Raw genomic sequence first — 18,997 nt, 5'->3', positions numbered from 1 at the left:
TCTCCGGCAGCCATTGCCTGCGGTTGCGTTTGACCGGCGTTTTCGGCGACAAGCCTGTTAACTTTAGTAAGATACTATATGTGAGGATGGGAAACTGTGGAAAACAATAGAAATAAGCGTATTTTATTTTCAGGGTACGCAAAATTACCCACAGGAATTACAGCCAGTGAAATTTATAAAGTTATCGGCGTAGTGCTGAGTATTGATGAAGATACGGGAACCATCATGGAAGCCGACTGTACCCTGGCTACAGCGGTAGCTCGTAATCATGTAGCCTCGATTTTAGTTGGCAAATCTATTGCCAATCCGGAGAGTCTGGTTAGAGTTGTGGACAAAACGTATCAAGGCAGCGCTAAGAAAGCAATCATTACCGCCATTCGCATCATTTATGATAAATACCGCAGTTATAAAGAGGGCCTGGCCCCCTGTACCATTGATTAATAAGGGGTTTTAATAATGTCTGAACAACTGAAGTTTTCGGGAGCCGGCTTTGTTGTAGGTATTCTCAGCGGCTTACTCGGTGTGGGCGGCGGCATCTTTCTTGTACCCCTCATGGTAACCTATTTTTCTATTACCCAGCATATTGCTCAAGCCACTTCAATGGCGGTGATTATTCCGACAGCCCTTGTCAGCAGTGCCGTATATGGTTTTCATGGCAATATTGATGTGGGTTTGGCGGTTAATTTAGCTATTGGCAGTATGTGCGGCGCCAGTATCGGGGCCCGGATAATGAAAAGAATCCCTGCCATCCGGCTAAAACAGCTATTTGGGCTTTTACTCATACTTGTCGGTTTGAGGATGGTGGTATCGTGAGTGCCGTTTTTATTATTTTTGCAATCGGCCTGGGTGCCGGTATCTTAAGCGGGCTGCTGGGCATTGGCGGCGGCGCGGTGCTGGTGCCGATGATGGTCTTTATCTTAGGCATAACGCAGCATACCGCGCAAGGGATTTCCATGCTGGTTATCATTCCTACCGCTCTCGTCAGTGTGTGGCATTTTCATAGAGATAAGCTGATTCACTACCAAGCTGTTCTCTATTTGGCCGGAGGAGCTATTGTCGGAGCTTTAATCAGCTCTAATTTGGTTCAACATATACCTGCCAGTGAACTTAAACGGATTTTTGGCATTTTTGTTATTTATTCCGGTTTTAAAATGATTTGGGGAACACGAAAAAAATAGCACAAAAAAAATCCTGGCGATTTTTATTGCCGGGGATTTTTTTTGCGTCTGATGCCAGCAACGGACATTGCGGTTGAATCAATACCGGCTTGGGCTTTTGTTCAGGCTGTGGTATAAGCCGTGTTTGCTTAAAATTTGTGCTGGCTTAAAATTTAAGCTATAATAATTGGCAGATACTCTTTCGCAATTGGAGCTGATACATAGATGGAATCAAAGCAAAATCACGGCTCACCCAAGCTTTTTCACACAATTACTTTCGGGTGCCAAATGAATTTGAATGACTCAGAACGGCTGGCCGGTCAATTGAGGACAATTGGCTATGAGATTACAGAAAATATGGAGCAAGCCGACATAATCTTAATAAATACCTGCTGTGTCCGGGAGAGTGCCGAAAAGAAAATTTATGGTAAAATCGGTGAACTGAAAAGGCTAAAGCTGGTTAATCCTAATTTGATTATTGGGGTTGTTGGCTGTATGGCCCAAAAGGACAAAGATAAAATCCTTAAAAAATTTCCTCATGTCAATCTGGTTATGGGCACCCATAATACCCATCAACTTGTAGAACTTATTGCTAAACTGGAGGAAAGCCGCGAACCGGTTCTGGCTGTCTGGGATCAGGCTCAGCGACTTGCGCCAGATGTGCCGACTGTACGGAAAGGGAAAATATCTGCCTGGGTACCGATCATGTATGGTTGTAATAATTTCTGTACCTATTGTATTGTCCCCTATGTCAGAGGGCGCGAGCGCAGCCGTCCGCTTGAGCATATCATAAATGAGATTCAGCAACTGGGCCAGGACGGTTTCAAAGAAATAACACTGCTTGGTCAAAATGTCAATTCCTATGGAAAAGACAGTGAGGAACAGGTTGATTTTGCAGATTTGCTGCGTGCCGCCGACCAGGTTGATACGATTGCCCGTATCCGCTATATGACCTCACATCCGCGGGATATGAACGATAAGGTCATTGAAACCATTAAAAATAGTAAAAGGATCTGCGAGCACTTTCATTTGCCGGTTCAGGCAGGCAGCGATGCTATCCTTGAAGGCATGAACCGGGGTTATGCCACTCGCTACTATCGTCAACTGGTAGCTAAGATTCGCCAGGCTGTCCCCGGTGCCAGTCTTACCACTGACTTGATTGTCGGCTTCCCGGGAGAGACGGAAGACCAATTTCAGGAAACGCTGGAATTCCTTAAAACGGTTAGATATGACGCGGCTTATACCTTTATCTATTCACAACGCTCAGGTACACCGGCGGCCAGATATCCGGATCAAGTACCTCTGCCAACGAAAAAGGCCCGTCTTAATCAGCTAATGACGGTACAAAATGAAATTAGTCTGGCTATCAATGAACAGCTTGTTGGTAAGAGTATGGAAGTGCTGGTTGAAGGTCCCAGTAAAAATGATGATAATACCCTTATGGGACGAACCCGTACAAATAAAATTGTGTTATGGCCGAAAAAAGGTCAGGAACAAGCCGGTGATTTGGTACATATTCAGATTGATACGGCGCAGACCTGGGTTTTGAAAGGCCGTTTGATTTAATTGTTTTGGTAGAGGAGAATTTACACTATGGCAATAAGCTATACCCCAATGCTGGAACAATACCGGGAGGTAAAGAGTAGGCATAGTGGTGAGATACTATTTTTCCGGTTAGGCGATTTTTACGAAATGTTTTTTGAAGATGCCGAGACCGCTTCACGGGAATTAGAAATTACTCTGACTTCGCGCGAGGGAGGCCAGAATAAGCGTGTTCCGATGTGCGGTGTTCCTTATCATGCCGCCGATAATTATATTGCTAAATTAATCAGTAAAGGTTACAAGGTGGCTATTTGTGAACAAGTGGAGGATCCAAAACAAGCCAAAGGCATTGTCCGCAGAGAAGTTGTCAAGATTATAACGCCAGGCACTGTGCTGGCTGAAGCCTCATTGCCTGATAAGGCAAATAATTACCTGGCCTTACTATATGAGGAAGCCGATGAACTGTGTTTGACAGCCACCGATATTTCTACCGGAGAGTGTTTGTGGGCGGTCTTTGCCGGCAGTTTCCGCACAACGGCTGTTTGTGACCAATTGTACCGCCTGCTGCCGGCAGAATTGGTGGTAGTGGGCAAAATAGAAAGCTTTCCGGCAATAAACGGCTTTCTCGGTCAGAGAGTACCCGCTTGTGCGGTTACTACCCTGGCAATGCCGGACTCGTTACTGGCTAATGAACTATCCAGGCAGCATTTTGCCGGTGAAGAACTGCCCGGCAGTTCGGGGGCCCAGGCTGCCGTCGGCTATCTGCTGTATTATTTGCACCATACTTTAAAAAGCGATCTTTCGCATGTTAATAAGCTGACACGCGTGGATACCCAGGACTACTTAGTCCTGGATGCCTCAACCTTGCGAAATCTTGAAATTACCCGCAACATGCGTGACGGCGGGCGCAAAGGCACATTGCTGGCGGTGCTGGATTTTACCAAAACCGCGATGGGCGGGCGTCTGCTTAAAAAATGGCTGGAATTTCCGCTGTTAAGTCCTGTCGGTATTTTCAAGCGGCAGGATGCAATTGCCGATTTGTCGGATAAAGGGGCAACCCGCGAAGCTTTAAGTGAACTGCTTGGTGAGATATATGACTTTGAACGGATCCTGACCCGAGTTGAAGTAGGCAGCGCCAATGCGCGGGATTTGTCGGCGCTGAAAACATCCTTATCAGTCTTGCCTGAGATAAAGGTCAAGCTTCAGGATTGCCAGGCAGCATTATTGACCGGTATCGGACAGGCGATTAAAACCCATATCGATGTAACCCAAATGATTGCAGCAGCCATTGTCGACAATCCTCCCTTTAGTATTCGTGAGGGCGGCATTATTCGTGCAGGTTACGATTTAGAACTGGACGAGCTTAGGAGTATTGCCAGAGACAGCAAAGAGTGGATTCAGGAACTGGAATTGCGGGAGCGTGAGGCTACAGGCATCAGGTCGCTCAAAATCGGGTATAACAAAGTTTTCGGCTATTATATTGAAGTTACTCACGCCAATGCCGGTGCAGTTCCTCCCACCTATATCCGTAAACAAACCCTTGTCAATGCCGAGCGGTATATCACACCTGAGCTTAAGGAATTTGAAACAAAGGTGCTTGGCGCTCAGGAAAAGATTGTTACTATTGAGTATCAGCTGTTTACTACCATTAAGGACTATATTAAAGAGCGGATTTGCGAAATCCAGCAGACTGCCAGGCAAATAGCCCAGTTAGATGTGCTTATTTCCTTAAATGAAGCAGCGGTTCGCTTTAACTATGTACGTCCTGGTTTGAATCAGAGCAGGGAGCTTATCATCAAGGACGGACGCCATCCGGTGGTTGAGCGGCTTTTAGCCGGTGAAATGTTTGTGCCAAATGATACCGGGCTCAATCATCACGACTGTGAGATAATGATTATAACCGGCCCCAATATGGCTGGTAAATCGACCTACATGCGTCAGGTGGCACTGCTTGTCATTATGGCGCAGATTGGCAGCTTTATTCCGGTGCGGGAGGCGTCAATTTGTCCTGTTGACAGGATTTTCACCAGGGTAGGAGCCAGTGATGATCTGGCAACAGGCCAAAGTACTTTTATGGTTGAAATGACGGAAACGGCGCAAATTATAAAATTTGCCACAGCCAATAGCTTGCTTATTTTAGATGAGATTGGCCGTGGGACCAGTACGTTTGATGGTATGAGCATTGCGCGGGCAGTGGTCGAATATATCAAAGACAAGGTTAAAGCCAAAACTATGTTTGCGACACATTATCATGAATTGACCGAGCTGGCCCAGTACAGTAAAGTCATTAAAAATTATTCGGTGGCTGTAAAAGAACGTGGTAATGATATTGTATTTTTGCGCCGGATTATACCGGGCGGGGCAGATAAGAGCTATGGTGTGCATGTCGCTCAGCTCGCCGGGTTACCTAAGCGGATTATTGAACGGGCCCAGCAAATTTTGCAGGATTTAGAACAATGTAAGGCTGACGTGAACAGTGAGGCACCGGCAGCAGGTAAAGAGGAAAGTGCCAAGCCGGCTAACGCCGCTACGATGTCGCTGTTTGGTTCAGGTGTTGCAGACGAACTGTTGGCTGTTGATGTTATGACCCTCACTCCCTTAGAAGCGCTGAATGTATTGTATCAACTGCAAAATAAAGCCAGAGAGGAAACCGGAAGGTTATGAGCCAGCAAATTATCCACCTGTTAGATGAGAATACCGCCAATAAGATTGCTGCCGGTGAAGTGGTAGAACGGCCGGCTGCCGTCGTTAAAGAGCTTGTCGAAAATGCAATTGATGCCGGCAGTACCAGTATAGAAGTTGAAATAGTTGACGGCGGCACACAATTTATCCGGGTAACCGATGACGGCAAAGGCATGGGATATGAAGATGCCCTGTTGGCTGTAAAGCGCCATGCCACCAGCAAAATTCGAACCGCCGAAGATCTGGCGGCAATACAAACCCTGGGCTTTCGCGGCGAAGCCTTGCCCAGCATCGCGGCGGTAGCCAAATTTACGCTGACTACCCGGTTGCAAACCGATGCTTTGGCAACCTATGTAGAAATTAATGGCGGCGTATTGGCAGATGCTCGCGAGGCCGGGGCAGGTTGCGGCACCACTGTGACTGTTGCCGATTTGTTTTTCAATACACCGGCAAGGCGCAAGTTCCTGAAGACGCCGCCGGCGGAAAGCGGACATATTAATGATGCGGTGACAAAATTAGCCATGTCGCACCCGCACATAGCTTTTCGATTAATCAGCAATAACCGCCTGGTGCTTTCGACCGGCGGTACCGGGCAGTTAGTTAATGCCATTGCCGATATTTACGGACACAAGGTGGTGCCGGAATTACTGCCGGTAGAGTATAACAACGAAGGCATCATTGTATCAGGCTATGTGGCAAAGCCTGTACTGCTAAAAAGCAGCCGGCAATGGCAAACCTTTATGGTTAATAACCGGGTGGTAAACAGCCGAATGCTGGCCAAAGCGCTTGATAATGCCTATTTCTCGCTGCTGCCGAAAAATGGGTATCCGCTGGCCGTGCTGCGGCTCACCATACCCCTGGAAACCATTGATGTCAATGTTCATCCCCAGAAAAAAGAAGTCAAATTCAGTGATGAGCAAAAATTGTACCGGGCAGTATATAAAGCCGTATCCTCCAGCCTGTCGGCGCCTGTACATAATCAGACTGCCATGAATGAGACCCAGACAGAACCTATGATAAACCAGCCGGTTATTACCGGCAGTCCGAGCGGACAAAAACACAGCATTCCTGCCGTGGGACATACCAGTATGTTCGCAGCGCCGGAGCCATGGAAACCTGCATTGTGGCGTGAGGAAAATATTTCCTTTGCCGCTGTTAGACAGTCCTTGCAGCAGGAGGAGCCATTAGCAGAGTATAGTGATTCCCGTTCGGCCAATGCCGAATGCGACCTTTATCCGCTGGGCCAGATCAACGCTTGTTACATCGTGGCACAGGGGCAGGACGGTCTGTACATTATCGACCAGCATGCCGCCCATGAGCGGATATTATATGACCGTTTAAGCCGCTCCAAAGGGCGTGTACCGGTCCAACAACTGCTGGTGGCACAATATTTTGAATTTACCAGTGACGATTGCAACAGTATTGTCGAACATCATGACACATTTTACCAGCTTGGCTTTACTTTGGAACAGGTTGGTCCCGATACCATGCGTCTGTTGGAAATGCCAACAGATATTCCCCTGACCGACGCCGAAGCTATTCTAAGGCAAATCTTACAATTAATTGGTGATATGCACCAACCATCGGCGCAGGAATTACGGCATGCCTATCTGCAAATGGCGGCATGCCGCAGCGCGATTAAGGCGGGAGAGTCACTCAACATGCGGCAAATTCAAGCCCTGCTTAGTGAACTATATACAACCGAATTGCCCTACACTTGTCCCCACGGGCGCCCTACAATCGTGAAATTTGGCCCGGATGATTTGGCCAAAATGTTTAAGCGGACCTAGGTGGTTACCATGGATTTGATTGTTACAACCGCTGGGCAGCCTTCAGCCTGTGTTGTACAAACCGCGAAACAGATGGCAGCGGCACTGAATGCTCCTTTTATAGAACGCAACCGGCAATCTTTGGCGGCAATCAGGGAGCAATATAAAGTGAGTAATATTATTGTCGCTGCTGTTGATGGTCCAATTGTACACACCAGCAATGGTGAATACTTTTTTCACCTAAGTATGGCCGAATTACGCATAAAAAACTTGTTAAATGGAAAACATGACCATATGGTGGCTGCCATGGGGCTGGCAGCAGGCATGTCAGTGCTTGACTGCACCTTAGGTCTGGCGACAGATGCTATTGTTGCCAGTTTTGTAACCGGTGAAAGCGGTCTGGTTGTTGGACTGGAAAGTTCACCCATAATAGCTTTGATAACCAGACTTGGACTGCAAAATTTTGCGCTTGAACCTCAGCCTGAATATGATATCACCAGCGCTTTACGCCGGATTAAAGTGGAAAACGCCGATTATTTTCAATATCTCTTAGCAGTACCGGATTGCAGTTTTGATGTTGTATACTTTGACCCCATGTTTCGTCAGCCGATTTATAAGAGCTCTAACTTACACCCGATTAGAAATTTGGCAGATAACCGTTCTCTTACACCGGAAGCTGTGGAGCAAGCCTGCCGGATAGCCAGGCAAAAAGTTGTGGTAAAAGAAGCGGCAGGCAGTGGTGAGTTTTCGCGTCTGGGGATAACGACAATCGTTGGCGGCAAATACAGCAGCATACAATATGGCATTATCGACTGTCACACAGACAAAGCTGCCGGAGGCCAATTATGACAGAACGCTTGATAGTAATTATTGGCCCCACTGCCGTAGGCAAAACCAAACTAAGTATTGATTTGGCGAAAGAATTCAACACCCAAATCATTTCCGGCGACTCTATGCTTGTGTACAGGGGGTTGGATGTTGGTACTGCCAAACCCAGTTTGGCTGAGCGCGATGGTGTGGTGCATCATCTTATTGACATCTTAGAGCCGGCTGCAGAATTTAATGTTGTTGATTTTCGCAATTATGCCCAAAAACTTATTACCCAAATCAATAACACCGGACATATTCCCATTTTGGCGGGCGGCACCGGCCTGTACGTGCGGGCGCTGCTTGAAGGATACCGCTTTAGTCAGGCTCCCGGCGATGAGGTCCTGCGGCAGAAATTGACTAATCTGGCGGCAGAGCAAGGGAATGAATACCTGCATACTCTCCTGGCAAAAGTTCAGCCAGACACTGCTGCCAGGCTGCATCCTAATGATTTGCGCCGGATAATCAGGGCACTGGAAGTATTCTATGTAAGCGGCGAAACTGTTTCTCAAGACAAAACAGCACCCACAGAGCTTCTTTATAATGCTGCTGTTATTGGACTTACTATGGATAGAGCCCGGTTATACGAAAGGATTAACCGACGGGTTGATATCATGGTTGAGCAAGGTTTGGTAGATGAAGTAGCCAGACTGCTGCAGCAGGGAGTATTGCCAGGCTGTCAAGCTATGCGCGGCATTGGGTATAAAGAGATTATTGAGCATCTGAGCGAAGGGAAAGAATTAGCTACCGCAGTCGAACAGGTAAAACAAGCCACGAGAAACTTTGCCAAACGGCAATTGACCTTTTACCGGCGTATGTCTTATATAACCTGGTTTGATGTGGACAAATTCGGTAATTACAATAATTTACTGGAAGCTATTTACAAGTATGTTGCAGGAAAGTTTTGTATAAGGTAGAATAGAAAAAGAGTAGAACATTGATACGGAGGGGTTTCATTTGACTAACAAAGTCATTAATCTGCAAGACAGTTTTTTAAATCAAGTACGAAAAGAAAGCGTGCCGGTAATTATATATTTGGTTAATGGATTTCAATTGCGTGGAGCCGTAAGAGGCTTTGATAATTTTACTGTAATAATTGAAAACGAAGGTAAACAGCAGTTAGTCTATAAACATGCAATTTCAACAGTGACTCCGTTTCGTCCATTGTCTGCCAATTTGCATGAGAAAAAAGAGGAAGCCGTTAAAACCGATAAATAAGTTAGCCGTGTCTTGCAGTACTCCAGGCAGATGCCTGGAGTACTTTTTCACATCAGGCTTGTCATAGAATCCTTGTATCATATATAATTAAGGTAATATTTAGAATTTAATTAAAATAAATTGGTTTTTTCTACCAAACCAGGAAGGAACTGGCGCGATTTTGTCGAATATGTTGTAACATGCATTAATATATAAGAGAATTGCAGGGAGGATGCCAATGGTAACGCTAAGCGAAACAATTAAAGTAGCTATCGCTGACGACAACAAAGAGTTCTCGGAGATTCTCCAGGAATGTCTTAGCCGAGAGTCTGATATTGAGTTAGTTGGTGTAGCTTATAACGGAGAACAAATGCTATCGATTATTGAAGAAAGATCTCCGGATGTTATAGTCTTAGACATCATTATGCCACATTTAGACGGGATCGGTGTTTTGGAGCGCATTAACGCTTCAGCTAACAAACGCCCCAAGATCATTATGCTGACCGCGTTCGGTCAGGAAAGCATTACCCAGCGGGTAGTAGAACTAGGTGCCGATTACTATGTTTTAAAACCCTTCAACATGGACGTGCTTATTAATCGAATCAGGCAATTAGCCGGAACGGCTGTTACTACCCGTCCGGTTACTGCCGCCGCTACTGTGCCGATAGTTAAGACCCGGCCCATAGATGTAGAGGTTACCAATATCATCAGAGAAATTGGTATTCCGGCGCATATTAAAGGCTATCAATACCTTCGCGATGCCATTATGATGATTGTCGCTGAGGTAGAATTGTTAGGAGCTGTCACGAAAGTTCTCTATCCCATGATTGCTGAGAAATACTCTACTACTCCCAGCCGCGTTGAGCGGGCTATCCGCCATGCCATTGAGGTGGCTTGGAACCGGGGCAATATTGACATGATTAATAAATTGTTTGGTTATACCATTAAGCTTGACAAAGGTAAACCTACTAATTCGGAATTCATGGCGATGATTGCCGATAAACTCCGCATGGAAATGAGAGCCAGCTAAGCTGTACAAACCCTCTGGACAATTAAGTCAGGAGGGTTTGTTTCGTCTGGCAGGATTTTTGCATCAGGCAATGAATACATAATATAATTAACTAGACTGTGGTATGGAGGCAGTATGAATCAATACAAAATCCTGGCAATTAATCCCGGTTCAACTTCAACAAAAATAGCGGTATATACCAATGAACAAATTGATTTTGAGCAAGTTATCCGTCATAGTACTACTGAATTGAAAGCCTTTGCGAAAGTCTGCGATCAATATGACTACCGGTTAAAATTAGTAGAAGCGGCTTTGGCGGACAATAATATTAAAGTAAACCACTTGTCGGCTGTTGTTGGCCGCGGTGGGCCGTTAAAACCGCTTGCCAGCGGGACCTATGCCGTTAATGATGCTATGGCTGAAGATTTAATCATAGGAGTACAAACCGAACATGCTTCCAATCTGGGCGGGCTTTTAGCCAGAGGTATAGCCAACCAGGTTCAAATTCCGGCTTTCATTGTTGATCCGGTAAGTGTTGATGAATTTGAACCGTTGGCCCGTATTACCGGTTTACCGGAGATTTCCCGCCGCAGTCTGTTCCATGCCCTTAATATGAAAGCCGTAGCCCATAGAGTTGCCAAGGAAATGGGCAAAGAATACACGGCTCTTACGTTAATCCTGGTTCATCTTGGCGGTGGTATTTCCGTCGGGATACAACGAGGAGGCAGGATGATTGATGTCAGCAACCCGAATGATTTAGGACCGTTTTCACCGGAACGTGCCGGCAGTTTGCCGTCCTATGGCCTTGTCAATATGTGCTTCTCCGGCAAGTATAGTCTTGATGACATAAATAAGAAACTGGTTGGACAAGGTGGCCTGGTAGCGCATCTTGGCACCAATGACGGACGGGAAGTAGAAAGCCGTATTGCTAATGGTGATACTAAAGCGGCGCTTATTTATGAAGCTATGGCTTACCAGGTGGCAAAAGAAATTGGTGCCATGGCCACAGTGGTAAACGGTGCTCTGGATGCCATTGTCCTGACCGGCGGTTTGGCCCATTCGACCATGCTTGTAAAAATGATTACCGACCGGGTGAAATTTATCAATCAGGTCTTGGTATATCCGGGAGAAGATGAGCTTCAGGCATTGGTTGAAGGTGCTTTACGGGTGCTGCGTGGCGAAGAAGCCGCAAAAATATATGAATAGCAGGTAAGGAAAAGCGATGACAGATAACCGTATCACAATTTTTGTCGGGGAATTTGGCAGCGGCAAGACGGAATTAGCCGTCAATTATGCGCTGGCACTGAAAGCTAAGGGAATGGATACAGCTATTGTCGACATTGATTTGGTAAAACCGTATTTCCGCACCAGGGAAAACCGTGAGCTGCTGGAGCAGAACGGCGTAAGGGTAGTTGCGCCTGAGCCGAGGCTGTCACATGCCGACTTGCCGGTATTACCCCACAATATACTCGAAGTGTTGTCCCAGACCAATACCCATGTAGTCATGGATGTTGGCGGTGGCGAGTCGGCCATTGTCTTAGGGCAGCTTAACCGGCATTTTGCTCAATATGCTTACCAGGCTTTGCTGGTTATTAATACCAAACGCCCCTTTACCAGTGATGTTCAGGGCATTATTCACACCTTGCAACGTATCGAACAAGTTTCACGGCTCAAAATCAGCGGTTTGGTTAGTAATACTAATCTTGGCCCGGAAACAACCCTGGAACATGTTTACCAGGGGCTGAGTATTGTTGAACAGGCTGCCCGGCAATTGTCTCTGCCTGTTAATTGGGTAGTGGTTCCCAAATGGCTTGCAGCAACCGCCAACAGCAAAACACCGCTGTTTGTTTTGACACCTCATACGCATTATCCGTGGATGGAGTAAAGGTAAAAACGGGAAAACCGTGGCTTTGTCCACGGTTTTCCGTTTACTGCCTGGTTTTGGTAATGACTTCGTGCAGCGTACTATAGTTTTTGCTTAATCTTTGTAATTCTTTCAGTAAATCTTTAATTTTACCGCTAAAATACAGGCCATTATTGGCAATTACTTTCATTAGGACATTCCTCCTTATGAAGGAATATATGATAAGCCTTGGCAACATATACCATAAAAATTTGGAGGTAATTCTATGCCGCATACCGAAATTGATTTATATGAAAAGCCGGTAAGCTCAAATCGTTTATTTGAAGGTAAAATCATTAATTTAAGACGGGATGAGGTTATACTTCCCAATGGACGTACCGCAACAAGGGAAGTAGTGGAACATCCCGGTGCTGTTGCTGTTGTGCCGATAACCAAAACGGGGCAGGTTGTTTTAGTCCGTCAGTTCCGGCATCCTGTCGGCCGGATCATTCTGGAAGTTCCTGCAGGCAAGCTCGACAGAAACGAAAAACCGGAAGACTGCGCTCTGCGGGAGCTGGCTGAAGAAACCGGCTTTGTTGCCAACAAACTGCGTAAACTGACATCCATGTACACAACCCCCGGATTTTCCAATGAAGTGATTCACCTGTATCTGGCTGAAGATCTGGTGGAATCCGACCAGCGGCCTGATGAAGATGAATTTATCAAAACAGAACAGTATTCTCCTGAACAAATCCGTCAAATGATTAAAAGTGGTGAAATTTGTGATGCCAAAAGTTTGGTGGCACTGTGTCTGGCTGGGATCTAGACCATGCTAAATCAATATTTTGCTGATCTGCACATTCATGTCGGCATGAGTGAAAGCGGCAAATGGGTAAAAATTCCTACCTCCCGCCGGTTAACTGTGCGGGAAATTTTAAGTGAGGCTGCCGGCCGCAAAGGTATGGATATTGTCGGTATCGTTGATGCGTTATCGCCATTGGTGCTGGCAGATATTAAACTGCTTGTGTCAGAAGGCTTGCTTGTGCCGGTTAATAGCGGCGGGTATATCTATAAGGAGCATATGCTGCTGGTGCTTGGCGCGGAAATCGAGACACGGGAGCCTAATGGCGGTTTGGCACATACCCTGGTTTTTGTTCCCGATATTGAGACAATGGCGGCGTTTTCCAGCTATATGTGCCGGTTTATCCGCAATATCAATCTTAGTTCGCAGAACGCCCATATGCCATTGAACCAGCTTATTACTATTGCCGGCAATTTTGACGCGCTCATTGTGCCGGCCCATGTTTTTACGCCACATAAAAGTTTGTATGGCGTGTGCTGTGATAAGTTGTCTCACATTCTCGGCGATAAAGAACTGAACCAACTGGCGGCAATTGAGCTGGGGCTCAGCTCTGACAGCGATATGGCAGATAGAATTGGTGAATTGAGTGAGTATACCTTCATTACTAACTCAGATGCCCATTCATTAGATAAAATTGCCCGGGAGTATAACATTTTTGGCATGGAAGCCTTGTCTTTTGCTGAAATAGCCAAAACCTTAGCTCGCAGCGGTGGCCGGCAGGTAACAGCCAACTATGGCCTTGATCCTAGACTGGGGAAATACCATCACACCTTTTGTTCAAACTGCGCTTTTACTGATACTTACGGCTTGACAGGCAACTGCTGTCCGCAATGCGGCGGCAGCAGCCTGGTAAAGGGTGTGTTTGACCGGATCAACGAAATAGCTGATTATCCTGAACCCCGCCATCCCGCTTACCGTCCCCGCTATTGTTATCAAATTCCTTTGGAATTTATTCCTGGCCTGGGGAAGAAAAATATGGCTAACTTGCTGGAGGCCTTTGATACAGAGATGAATATTCTGCATTACGTCACCTATGATGCTTTGGCCAAAGTGGCGGGCAGTAAAATCGCCGATTTTATTATCTGTGCCCGTACAGGAGCGGCGGCCATCACTGCCGGTGGCGGCGGAATCTATGGGCGGATGGTTAAGACCGATGGTTAAAATGTAGTGGACAAAAAGGTCTAAACAGTTTTAGCAGAACATATATTGTAGCAGTACTGGCAGGGAGGTACATGCATGCTAAAACTGCTTCGCAAGAATGCTGTCGAGTATATCCGTGCGAATATTGTCGCCTATTTCTTCATGATTCTCATATTTATTATTGGCATAGTTATTGGTGCAATGGCAGTAAAGACACTGCCTGATGAACAAAAAACTGAACTCATCGGTTATTTGCAGGTATTTTTTCAGGGCTTAACCGGGCAGCAGGAAGGAATAAGTGACACCCATTCCTTATTAACCAGTGTAATGTTTAATAATATCAAAATGATTGGCATTATGTGGCTGCTGGGTTTTACTATTGTCGGGATACCTTTTGTGCTGTTTTTGGTTTGCTTGCGAGGGTTTGTCATTGGTTTTACGGTTGGTTTTTTAGTCAATGAATATATAATGAAAGGTTTGCTGTTTGCTCTTGTTTCCGTTTTACCGCATAATTTTTTGGCTGTACCGGCCATTTTGGCCACAGGTGTGGCGGCGACAAGTTTTTCCCTGATGTTAGTGCGCCGCAAGAATAAAGAGAATTTATTTTATAACTCGATTTCTTACTCGGTATTTTGCTTAATCATGCTGGTGCTCATGTTGGGTGCAACCTTGATAGAAGTATACATTTCACCGGTATTTATGAAAACCGCGGCACAAATCATTATTAATTAGCAAAGGCTGCATAGTAGTAGGCTATGCAGCCTTTGTCAATTTATTTATATGTCAACACAAGACCCGGCGCGGGTGGCCGCCATACGGCGGGCGCTTAACCTCTGCTTATGTATAACAGCCACCCGCGCCTCAGGAATATTGACAGATGAAAGGACTGTGCCAGCGGTTTCTTTTACCCTGACAGGCAGTATAACTTTTTCAAAAACAGAATAAGGATGCTATTTGAATTTTTAAAATAAGAATAAACCTACTATGTGATGAATAAGTATGATATTAAGTTAAGCCAGAGCCCCATATTTCTAACGGGGAGGGAAGAACAAGCGTATGGTAGTGATGTTTTCTTTGCGGCGTGTAATCAAGCGGTCCAAACTGTATATCAGAATCGTCCTATTAACGCTTATCATCTTCTACATTCTGCCCAAACTAATGACCATGCTTTGGGAGTTCAGTAATCCCGGTCTTAAAATACGGGACCAGCACTTGTTAGAAAAACCGCTGCGGGTTATGACTGAAGCAAAGACGGCTGTCTCTTTACAGTATGACATAGATTAGCATTTTCTCACTAAAAAACACTAAAACTTTACAAAACATGATAGACAAATAAAGGAAAAGTAAACTTCATGTTGAATAAAGAAATAGACCAGATACTGTGAATATTCAGCCGATAATCTGGGAAGGAAAAAGGGTGGTAAAATAAAATGGAATCGTATGTTAACGAATTTATTAACTATCTTGCAGTTGAGCGAGGGTTAGCCCAAAATACGCTAGAATCCTATGGGCGGGATTTACGGCAGTTTCACACGTTTTTGCAAAATAGTCAATTAGATTTTTTACGGAATTCGAATCGTGACACCATCCTAAGTTATCTTAATAATCTCCAAATGAAGGGGCGCGCCGTTTCCACGATATCACGTAATCTTGCTGCCATAAAATCTTTTTATCAATACCTGGTCAGAGAGCGTCATCTGGAAAAAGATCCTGCTGTCAATCTGGAATCGCCCAAGTTGGAGAAAAAACTGCCCAAAATTCTTACCATTACTGAAGTGGAAGAATTATTAAAACAACCTAATGCGTTTCAACCTACCGGTCTGCGGGACAAAGCCATGCTGGAGTTATTGTATGCCACAGGTATCCGGGTTTCGGAACTCATCTGTCTGAACATATCTGATGTTAACCTGGAGATGGGTTATATTAAGTGTTATGGTAAAGGTGCCAAAGAACGTATTGTGCCGCTTGGCTCTATTGCCGCCAGATGTGTGCAGGAATACATCGGCAAAGGCCGGCCGAAACTGGTGCGTACTTATGAAGAAGCTTCGTTATTTGTTAACCATCATGGTAATCGTCTTACCAGGCAGGGCTTTTGGAAGATTATCAAGAAATATGCATTAGAAGCAGATATTACCAAAGAGATCACTCCCCACACCTTAAGACATTCCTTTGCCACACATTTGTTAGAAAATGGTGCAGATTTGCGCTCGGTTCAGGAAATGCTTGGTCATGCCGATATTTCGACAACTCAAATCTATACGCATGTAACCAAAAACCGTTTAAAAGAAGTATATGATAAAACTCATCCGCGCGCATAATACTATATACACTACTTCACAGAGGAGCTATACAACTTGTTTAGACGAATATTTGTGATTGTACTTGACAGCGTAGGGATTGGTGCTATGTCTGATGCCCACGAATACGGTGATGCCGGAGCCAATACGCTGGTACATATTGCTGAAACTAAGGGCGGACTTACTTTGCCGGTACTGGCAAGCATGGGATTAGGCCTAATTGAGCCCATTGCTGGTGTCCCGGCAGTTTCCCGCCCTATTGCTGCTTTTGGAAAAATGGCGGAACTGTCGAAAGGAAAAGACACGACAAGCGGTCATTGGGAACTGGCAGGCTGTCCGCTGTTTACTTCGTTTCCTGTCTATCCTAACGGTTTTCCGGCCGAAATTGTTGAAACCTTCAAGCTCCACTCAGGGCTGGAGGTTTTGGGCAACAAAGCAGCTTCCGGTACCGAGATTATCGCCGAGCTGGGAGAAGAGCACATGCGTTCAGGCCGACCGATCGTATATACGTCTGCTGACAGTGTTTTTCAAATTGCTGCTCATGAGGAAATTATTCCCCTGACCCGTTTATATGAGTTATGCAAAATCGCGAGAGACAAAGTTTGCATTGGCGACCATGCTGTGGGCCGGATTATTGCCAGGCCGTTTATCGGTAAACCGGGGAATTTTGTCCGTACGGCTAACCGCCATGATTACAGTCTGGAACCGCCAGCGCCAACAGTGCTTGACCTGCTTAAAGAGAGCGGTTTTGCCGTCACTGGTATTGGTAAAATTGCCGACATTTATGCCCACCAGGGCCTGACGGAATCTTATCCCACAAAATCCAACAGTCATGCCATGGAAGTGCTTACCGATTTAGCAGGCAAAAGTTTGCCAAGCGGATTAATTATGGCCAATCTTGTTGATTTTGACAGCATTTACGGACACCGCAACGATGCGGCAGGTTATGGGCAGGCTTTGGAAGAATTTGATACAGCTCTTGCCGGCTTTGTGTCCAGGATGACAGAAGAGGATCTGCTGATTATTACCGCTGATCATGGCTGTGATCCTACTGTAGCGGGAACAGATCATACCAGAGAGTATGTACCGCTGTTGGCGTATCATAAGAGACTGGCAACAACACAGCAGCCAGTCAATTTAGGGATACGTTCTACCTTTGCCGATGTGGGGGCAACTGTGGCCGCGAATTTCTCTCTGGCACCGTTAGCCTATGGACATAGCTTCTTAAAAGACCTTTTGAGGTGAAAAATAGTGCATGCCGCTGACATAATTACCAAAAAGCGTAATGGTGAAGAATTATCAGAAAATGAAATTGCCTGGCTGATACAGGCTTATACCGATGATAAACTACCTGATTATCAAATGGCGGCCTGGCTTATGGCCGTATTTTTCCGGGGTATGACAGACCGTGAGACAGCAGCCCTTACTATGGCTATGGCTAACTCCGGTGAGCAGGTGGATCTAAGCCAGGTGCCCGGAATAAAAGTGGACAAACACAGTACCGGCGGGGTTGCCGATACCACCACACTGGTGCTGGCACCGCTAGTGGCTGCCGCCGGAGTGCCTGTGGCCAAAATGTCCGGCAGGGGACTGGGGTTTACCGGCGGTACCATAGATAAGCTGGAAGCCATACCAGGCTTTAAGGCCACGCTGGAACGTCAGGAATTTATTGCTAATCTGCAGCAATACGGGATTGCTGTCACCGGCCAATCGGCTGCTATTGCACCGGCCGACGGCAAGTTATATTCGCTTAGAGATGTCACGGCCACGGTCGAGAGTATACCGCTTATCGCATCATCCATTATGAGTAAGAAGATTGCTTCAGGGGCAGATAAAATTGTCCTGGATGTAAAAGTTGGCAACGGTGCCTTTATGAAAACCAAGGCTGATGCTGTTACCTTGGCTGAAGCTATGGTAACTATCGGCCGGCTTGTTGGCCGGGAAACGGTTGCCATACTAACCAATATGGATCAGCCGTTGGGTATGGCTATCGGCAATAGCCTGGAAGTTAAGGAAGCCATCGAACTGCTATCAGGCCGGGGTACAGCCGCGCTCAAGGAGGTTTGCCTGGAACTGGGTTCGCAGATGCTGGTGTTAGGCGGTCAAGCAAAAACACCGGCAGACGGGCGCAGGTTCCTCACAAACCTTATCGACAACAGACAGGCGTTAGCCAAATTTGGCGAGTTTATTACTGCTCAACAGGGTGATTCCGCTATTTTGCAAGATACCGGTAAGCTGCCGCAGGCCGGCTTTGTTCAGAAAGTTACGGCCCCTTGTCAGGGATATATTACCGCTGTCAACGCTGCTCAAATTGGTTATGCCGCTATGCGTTTGGGGGCAGGCCGGGAGTATAAGGGACAGACAATCGATGTAGCCGCCGGGATACAGATGCAGTGCCGGCTGGGACAGTATGTGAGCTGCGGGCAGCCGTTGGCAATAATATACACAAATGATAAATCAAAGCTTGAACAGGCGGACGAAATTTTACAGCAGGCCATTGAAATTAAAGAGCAGCCTGCCGTCATTCCGCCTTTGATAATAGGCTTGGTTGATAAAAACGGCTTTCATAATCGACTGGAATAATACCAGTCGATTTTTTTTGTCTTATTTCTTGTTTAAGCTTCTCCAATAT

21 protein-coding genes are annotated in these 18,997 nt (G+C 46.0%); 20 read left to right on the top strand and 1 reads right to left on the bottom strand.

What is annotated here, in order from left to right:
* The first annotated feature begins 96 nt into the window (after nucleotides 1–96).
* The 12 genes from GT1_RS00725 to GT1_RS00670 all read left to right on the top strand — a co-directional run bounded on the left by GT1_RS00725 (nucleotide 97) and on the right by GT1_RS00670 (nucleotide 12,108).
* A complete protein-coding gene (locus GT1_RS00725; RefSeq protein WP_188396702.1) occupies nucleotides 97–441 on the top strand; it encodes a DUF3870 domain-containing protein in 345 nt (114 codons plus the stop codon).
* Between the two features lie 15 nt (nucleotides 442–456).
* Entirely contained in the window at nucleotides 457–813 is a 357-nt protein-coding gene (locus tag GT1_RS00720) for a sulfite exporter TauE/SafE family protein (RefSeq protein ID WP_188396700.1), read from the top strand.
* Entirely contained in the window at nucleotides 810–1,178 is a 369-nt protein-coding gene (locus GT1_RS00715; protein WP_188396698.1) for a sulfite exporter TauE/SafE family protein, read from the top strand. Before GT1_RS00720 ends, GT1_RS00715 begins: the two co-directional genes overlap by 4 nt.
* Nucleotides 1,179–1,382: 204 nt before the next feature.
* A complete protein-coding gene (gene miaB, locus GT1_RS00710; protein WP_188396696.1) occupies nucleotides 1,383–2,723 on the top strand; it encodes a tRNA (N6-isopentenyl adenosine(37)-C2)-methylthiotransferase MiaB in 1,341 nt (446 codons plus the stop codon).
* Between the two features lie 27 nt (nucleotides 2,724–2,750).
* The gene (gene mutS, locus GT1_RS00705) at nucleotides 2,751–5,363 is read left to right on the top strand and encodes a DNA mismatch repair protein MutS (RefSeq protein ID WP_188396694.1); all 2,613 of its coding nucleotides are present in this window, start codon (nucleotides 2,751–2,753) and stop codon (nucleotides 5,361–5,363) included.
* The gene (mutL, locus tag GT1_RS00700) at nucleotides 5,360–7,171 is read left to right on the top strand and encodes a DNA mismatch repair endonuclease MutL (protein ID WP_188396692.1); all 1,812 of its coding nucleotides are present in this window, start codon (nucleotides 5,360–5,362) and stop codon (nucleotides 7,169–7,171) included. Before mutS ends, mutL begins: the two co-directional genes overlap by 4 nt.
* 9 nt (nucleotides 7,172–7,180) lie before the next feature.
* Entirely contained in the window at nucleotides 7,181–7,999 is an 819-nt protein-coding gene (locus GT1_RS00695; protein WP_188396690.1) for a class I SAM-dependent methyltransferase, read from the top strand.
* On the top strand, nucleotides 7,996–8,934 hold the full coding sequence (gene miaA, locus GT1_RS00690) for a tRNA (adenosine(37)-N6)-dimethylallyltransferase MiaA (protein ID WP_188396688.1): 939 nt from the start codon (nucleotides 7,996–7,998) through the stop codon (nucleotides 8,932–8,934). Before GT1_RS00695 ends, miaA begins: the two co-directional genes overlap by 4 nt.
* A 40-nt stretch (nucleotides 8,935–8,974) precedes the next feature.
* Nucleotides 8,975–9,235 (top strand): RNA chaperone Hfq, encoded by a 261-nt coding sequence (gene hfq, locus GT1_RS00685; protein WP_075755234.1) that lies wholly within the window; start codon nucleotides 8,975–8,977, stop codon nucleotides 9,233–9,235.
* Nucleotides 9,236–9,452: 217 nt separating this feature from the next.
* Nucleotides 9,453–10,244 (top strand): sporulation transcription factor Spo0A, encoded by a 792-nt coding sequence (gene spo0A / locus GT1_RS00680; protein ID WP_188396686.1) that lies wholly within the window; start codon nucleotides 9,453–9,455, stop codon nucleotides 10,242–10,244.
* A gap of 114 nt (nucleotides 10,245–10,358) precedes the next feature.
* Nucleotides 10,359–11,429, top strand: a complete 1,071-nt coding sequence (gene buk, locus GT1_RS00675; protein ID WP_188396684.1) for a butyrate kinase — start codon at nucleotides 10,359–10,361, stop codon at nucleotides 11,427–11,429.
* 16 nt (nucleotides 11,430–11,445) lie between these two features.
* Nucleotides 11,446–12,108: a hypothetical protein gene (locus GT1_RS00670; protein ID WP_188396682.1), complete on the top strand. Its 663-nt coding sequence runs from the start codon at nucleotides 11,446–11,448 to the stop codon at nucleotides 12,106–12,108.
* Nucleotides 12,109–12,151: 43 nt separating this feature from the next.
* Here the strand turns inward: GT1_RS00670 and GT1_RS22475 are convergent, their stop codons facing one another.
* Complete coding sequence (locus GT1_RS22475; RefSeq protein WP_255430382.1) at nucleotides 12,152–12,277, bottom strand: hypothetical protein; 126 nt, start codon at nucleotides 12,275–12,277, stop codon at nucleotides 12,152–12,154.
* A 75-nt stretch (nucleotides 12,278–12,352) separates the two neighbouring features.
* On the opposite strand from GT1_RS22475, the gene GT1_RS00665 reads away from it, so the two are divergent.
* The 8 genes from GT1_RS00665 to GT1_RS00630 all read left to right on the top strand — a co-directional run bounded on the left by GT1_RS00665 (nucleotide 12,353) and on the right by GT1_RS00630 (nucleotide 18,948).
* Entirely contained in the window at nucleotides 12,353–12,892 is a 540-nt protein-coding gene (locus tag GT1_RS00665) for an NUDIX hydrolase (protein WP_188396680.1), read from the top strand.
* A gap of 3 nt (nucleotides 12,893–12,895) precedes the next feature.
* Entirely contained in the window at nucleotides 12,896–14,089 is a 1,194-nt protein-coding gene (locus GT1_RS00660) for an endonuclease Q family protein (RefSeq protein ID WP_188396678.1), read from the top strand.
* Nucleotides 14,090–14,164: 75 nt separating this feature from the next.
* Nucleotides 14,165–14,800 carry a stage II sporulation protein M gene (spoIIM, locus tag GT1_RS00655; protein WP_075755246.1) on the top strand — a complete coding sequence of 212 codons (636 nt, stop codon included), beginning with the start codon at nucleotides 14,165–14,167 and terminating at the stop codon, nucleotides 14,798–14,800.
* Nucleotides 14,801–14,848: 48 nt separating this feature from the next.
* Nucleotides 14,849–15,013, top strand: a complete 165-nt coding sequence (locus tag GT1_RS00650; protein ID WP_188396676.1) for a hypothetical protein — start codon at nucleotides 14,849–14,851, stop codon at nucleotides 15,011–15,013.
* Nucleotides 15,014–15,124: 111 nt separating this feature from the next.
* Entirely contained in the window at nucleotides 15,125–15,352 is a 228-nt protein-coding gene (locus GT1_RS00645) for a hypothetical protein (protein WP_188396674.1), read from the top strand.
* Nucleotides 15,353–15,498: 146 nt separating this feature from the next.
* The gene (xerD, locus tag GT1_RS00640) at nucleotides 15,499–16,386 is read left to right on the top strand and encodes a site-specific tyrosine recombinase XerD (RefSeq protein ID WP_188396672.1); all 888 of its coding nucleotides are present in this window, start codon (nucleotides 15,499–15,501) and stop codon (nucleotides 16,384–16,386) included.
* 36 nt (nucleotides 16,387–16,422) lie between these two features.
* On the top strand, nucleotides 16,423–17,610 hold the full coding sequence (locus GT1_RS00635; protein ID WP_188396670.1) for a phosphopentomutase: 1,188 nt from the start codon (nucleotides 16,423–16,425) through the stop codon (nucleotides 17,608–17,610).
* Nucleotides 17,611–17,616: 6 nt separating this feature from the next.
* Entirely contained in the window at nucleotides 17,617–18,948 is a 1,332-nt protein-coding gene (locus GT1_RS00630; RefSeq protein ID WP_188396668.1) for a pyrimidine-nucleoside phosphorylase, read from the top strand.
* Nucleotides 18,949–18,997: the final 49 nt, after the last annotated feature.

Source organism: Sporomusa sp. GT1 (genome assembly GCF_014634905.1).
GTDB lineage: Bacteria > Bacillota > Negativicutes > Sporomusales > Sporomusaceae > Sporomusa > Sporomusa sphaeroides.
The sequence above is the reverse complement of the archived record's forward strand: the minus strand, read 5'-3'. Positions and strand labels throughout refer to the sequence as shown.